We start from the raw sequence: 4017 nt of genomic DNA on the forward strand, positions 1-4017 counted from the left end.
CGGCGGCCTGCCGGTCGCGGCGCCGCTACCGGTGCCGGACGGCGACCTGCGCGCCGTCGTCGTCGCCGTGGCCGGCGACCTCGCGGCCGTCCTCGGCGCCGCCCCGGGCCGCACCGTGTGGACGTCGGCCGCCTGCCTCGAACGCCGTCCGGGCCCCGGGCCCGTCGCGGCGCGGGACCTCCCGGAGCTCGCGCGGTCCGTCGCGGTCGCGGCGCTCACCGCGCCGCCCGGGCCGACCCTGTCCGGCGCCGAGGTGCGGGTCGTCGTCCTCGTCGTCGCCGGGCGCCGCGTGCTCGCCGCCATCCCGCCGCGCCCGGGGCGGCCGGTCGCCGTCCTCGACGACGGCCGGCTGCGCGGCCACCTGCTCGTCGACGAGGTGACCGTCACCGCCGGGGCACTCGTCGCCGCCGGGCCCACCGGCGCCCGGCTGTCCGTCGGCTGGCGCACCCTCGCCGCGGCGCCCGCCGCCGAGCGGTCCGTCGCAGGACAGCCCGGCGGCGGGCCGTCCGTCCGGGAGGAGGACCCCTATGCCGGGCTCGTCTGACGTCGGCTTCGACGCCGGCTGGCGGCTGGACTTCCGGGCCGCGCCGGCCGCGGCCGGCAGCAGGCCTCCGGTCAGCGTCGACCGCTCCGGGTACGACGCGGAGATCCAGGTCGCCTTCGAGAGCACGTGGAGCGCGCCCACGTTCACCGTGACAGTCGACGGGATGAGCCAGCAGGACGTCGACGCGATCCTCGGCGGCCCGTACCCCGAGGTCGAGATCGCGCTCGGCTGGCGGGACACCCCGGGCTCGTTCCTGTCCGCCGGCGCCAGCGTGCTCGCCGCCGTGGGCCTCGGCCCGGCCCGGACGTCGACCCTGACAACCGTCCTGGCGGGCCGGATCACCGCGCTCGAGCGGACCGCGGGCGACGTCCGCTACCGCACCCGGTTCAGCGGCGTCGACTCCACCTGGGCGCGGCTGCGGCGCTCCTTCGTCTCCGGCACCCCGCTGCCCGCCCAGGGGACCGTCGTGGACTGGCTGCGTGCCCTGCTCGGCTCGCTCACACCCGCGGTCACCGTCGTCGCGGAGGGGAACCACCCGACGATCGACGGCAGGACCGAGCTGCGCGCCGGAGACCGGATCGCGGACGCCGTCCAGGCGCTCGCCCGCGGCGCCTTCCCGGACGCCCCACACGGCCGGATCCCCGTCCTGCTGCGCGACGGGACGGTGCACGTCGGCACCTGGACCACCAGGCTCACCGGCGCGAACAGCCACCCCCTGGACACCGCGACCGGTCTCGTCGATGCGACCCCGGCACCCTACGAGCACGACGACCCGGCCAGGGACGACCCGTTCGCCACCTCCACCGCCGACGCCTGGGACGTCATGCTCCTCGGCCGCCCGGACATCAAGGTGGGGGACGCCGTCACGATCCGCCTCCCGGAGGTGGTGAAGAAGAAGGCGGCGGCGGGTCTCGCCGACTCCGTCGTCGGCGCCATCGGCGGCGCCGCCGCGCTCGCGGCCCCGATCGTCGGCCTGCTTGCCCCGCCCACCCAGGCGAAACCCCGCGACTTCCGGGTCGTCTCGGTGACGCACACCCTCGGCCGCACCACCGGCTTCACGACGAAACTGCGCGTCGAGGGCGTCGGCGCGGCCGCGAAGCAGCCCGGGCCCACCGCCGAGGCGCACCGGGTCGCCGAGACGATCGACGCCCGGATCGGCACGATGGCCCGGTCACGCCGCGCGGTGGACGCCGGCATCGTCACCGCGCAGTCCGTCGCGGCCTCGGAGCGGCGGCACGCCCAGCGGCTCGACCTCGACGACGGCCTCGCCCAGGCCGCCCCGCCNGCCTCACGGACAAGCCCTACGTCACACCCTTCGCCTACGGCGGCACCGGGCTCGTCGTCCCGCACTACCCGGGCACCCGGGTCGTCCAGCTCAACCACGACGGCGACCCGCGCAACGCGGTCGTCGCGGGCTGCGTGTGGGACGAGGGCACCGAGCCGAGCAGCCAGGCCGGCGACTGGTGGCTCACCCTGCCGACGAACGTCGCCCCGGCAACGGACGGGGATGACGTCACACCGGCGCCGGACGGCAGGGTGGCGAGCGACCTCGTCGACGCCAGAGGCGCCCGCGTCGTCAATGTCCTCGGCTTCGAGCTCACCGTCGGCGAGGACTCGATGCCGAATGTCGGCAAACGCCCCGACACCCCCGCCGCCGGCGTCCTCACCGTGAAGACGAAGAAGGGCAACGCGTCGATCTCCATCGACGCCGATGGCAACATCACGATCTCCACCGACAAGGAGATCCGGCTCAACGGAGAGAAGGTCGTCATGACGGTGAAGAGCGGCGTCGAGGTGAACAAGGGGACGGCGTGAGCGCCGACCCGGGCGTGACCGCGCCGCCCGACAGCGCCCATGGTCAGGCCGTCCTCGGCCGGGCTGTTCTCGGCCGGGGCCTCGCGCTCGTCCCCGTCCCGGGTGGGCAGCCCGCGGTGGACCTCGCCTGGGGGGCCGGCGGGCCGCGGCTCGTCGAAGGCCCGGACAACCTCGCCCAGGACCTCGCGGTCGCCCTGCTCACCCCGGTCGGCAGCGACCTGTTCGACACCGGCTTCGGGTTCGACGGCCTGCGGGTGCTCGCACTCGCCCTCGGGCCGCTGCTGCGCGACGAGCTGCTCCGCGTCGCCGTCGTGCGGACCCTGCTCGCCGACGCGCGGGTCGTGGACGTCGTGGACGTCACCCTCGAACCGCTCGACGCCAGCCGGCGCCAGGTCGTGCGCGCCACGGTGCGGACCGTCCTCGGCACCGATGTACCCATGACCCTCGGAGAGGTGGACCTCGGATGACCGACCCGACGACCGGCGCGGACCTCGACGCGCTCGCCCGCAGCACCGCGAGCGGCCTCGACCACGGCGTGACCGCGGCCGGCTTCGTGCCCAAGCCGGTCGGGCGCATCCTCGACGAGAAGATCGCCCTCGCCCGGGCGCTCTTCGGCGCCGACGTCGACCTGACGTCCGGCAGCGTGCTGCGCACCCTGCTGGAGCTCGTCAGCGTCGAGGACGCCCGGATGTGGAGCCACCTCGGCCTCGTCTTCGACGACTCCTTCGTCTCGACGGCCACCGGGGAGGCGCTGTCCCGGCTCGGCGCCGAACTCGGCCTGACCCGCCCGTTCCACCGCGCGACCGGCACCGTCAGGCTCGCGCTGGCCGGTGACCTGCCGCCGGAGGTCCCACAGCTCACGCTGCCGCGCGGCAGCCGGCTGCGGTCCCGCGGCGGCACGTCGGTGTTCCTCGCCGACCCGGTCCGGCTCGACGGCGTGACCCGGAGCGTGACCGCAGCGGTCACCGCGTTCGAGCCCGGCCCGGGCGGCGACCTCGACCCGGCGGCACAGGTCGACGGCGACACCCCGGGCCGCATCGACGCCTTCGACCCGGCGGACGCCCGGACGTCGGGCGCGGCCGCGCTCGTCACCGCCGGGACGCTGACGATCACCCACGGTGAAAAGCTTGAGGGCGGCAGCCTCACCTGGTCCGACGAGACCTACCGGGACCTGCTGCTCGCCTACCCGCGCACGCTGTGGACGCCGGACGCCCTGCGGGTCGCGGTGTCGCTCGTCCCCGGGGTCCGGCAGGTCCTCGTCAGGGACCTCTACGGCGGCCTCGACGTCAACCAGTCGATCTACGGCAACTTCTCCTTCGCGGAGCGGCTCTTCAGCGAGCAGCGCAGCCTCGGGAACCCCTACTACGTCACGGTTCTCGTCGCCCCCGACGAGTCCGCCGTCTGGGACGGGCCCGGCCAGCTCGCCGACCGGGTGCGCCAGGCCGTCGACACGGTCCGGCCGATCGGCATCGCGCCGTCCATCGAGCAGGCACTCCAGGTCGGGGTCGGCCTGCGGGTCCGGCTCTCGCTGGACGGCCTCGCGGCGTCCGACACCGGGACGTCGGCCGGCACCACCGCGCTCGTCGGCCGGATCGTCGACCGGATCCGGCGCTACGTCGGCCGGCTGCGGATCGGCGAGCCGGTCCGGTACAGCGAGG

General features: G+C 75.6%; 4 protein-coding genes. All 4 read left to right on the top strand.

Annotated features, from left to right (window positions below; all coding sequences use genetic code 11):
• Positions 1 to 544, top strand: a 544-nt coding sequence (locus tag FrCorBMG51_RS23695; protein ID WP_200902581.1) for a hypothetical protein, incomplete at its 5' end; no start/stop codon positions are given.
• Positions 545 to 2212: 1668 nt separating this feature from the next.
• The gene (locus FrCorBMG51_RS23705; protein ID WP_157180651.1) at positions 2213 to 2359 is read left to right on the top strand and encodes a hypothetical protein; all 147 of its coding nucleotides are present in this window, start codon (positions 2213 to 2215) and stop codon (positions 2357 to 2359) included.
• Positions 2356 to 2826, top strand: a complete 471-nt coding sequence (locus FrCorBMG51_RS23710; protein WP_047225225.1) for a hypothetical protein — start codon at positions 2356 to 2358, stop codon at positions 2824 to 2826. Before FrCorBMG51_RS23705 ends, FrCorBMG51_RS23710 begins: the two co-directional genes overlap by 4 nt.
• Positions 2823 to 4017: baseplate J/gp47 family protein (locus FrCorBMG51_RS23715; RefSeq protein ID WP_052914988.1), on the top strand; the 1195-nt coding region annotated here is incomplete at its 3' end. The genes FrCorBMG51_RS23710 and FrCorBMG51_RS23715, both read left to right, overlap by 4 nt.

The organism is Protofrankia coriariae (genome assembly GCF_001017755.1).
Taxonomy (GTDB): Bacteria; Actinomycetota; Actinomycetes; order Frankiales; family Frankiaceae; genus Protofrankia; species Protofrankia coriariae.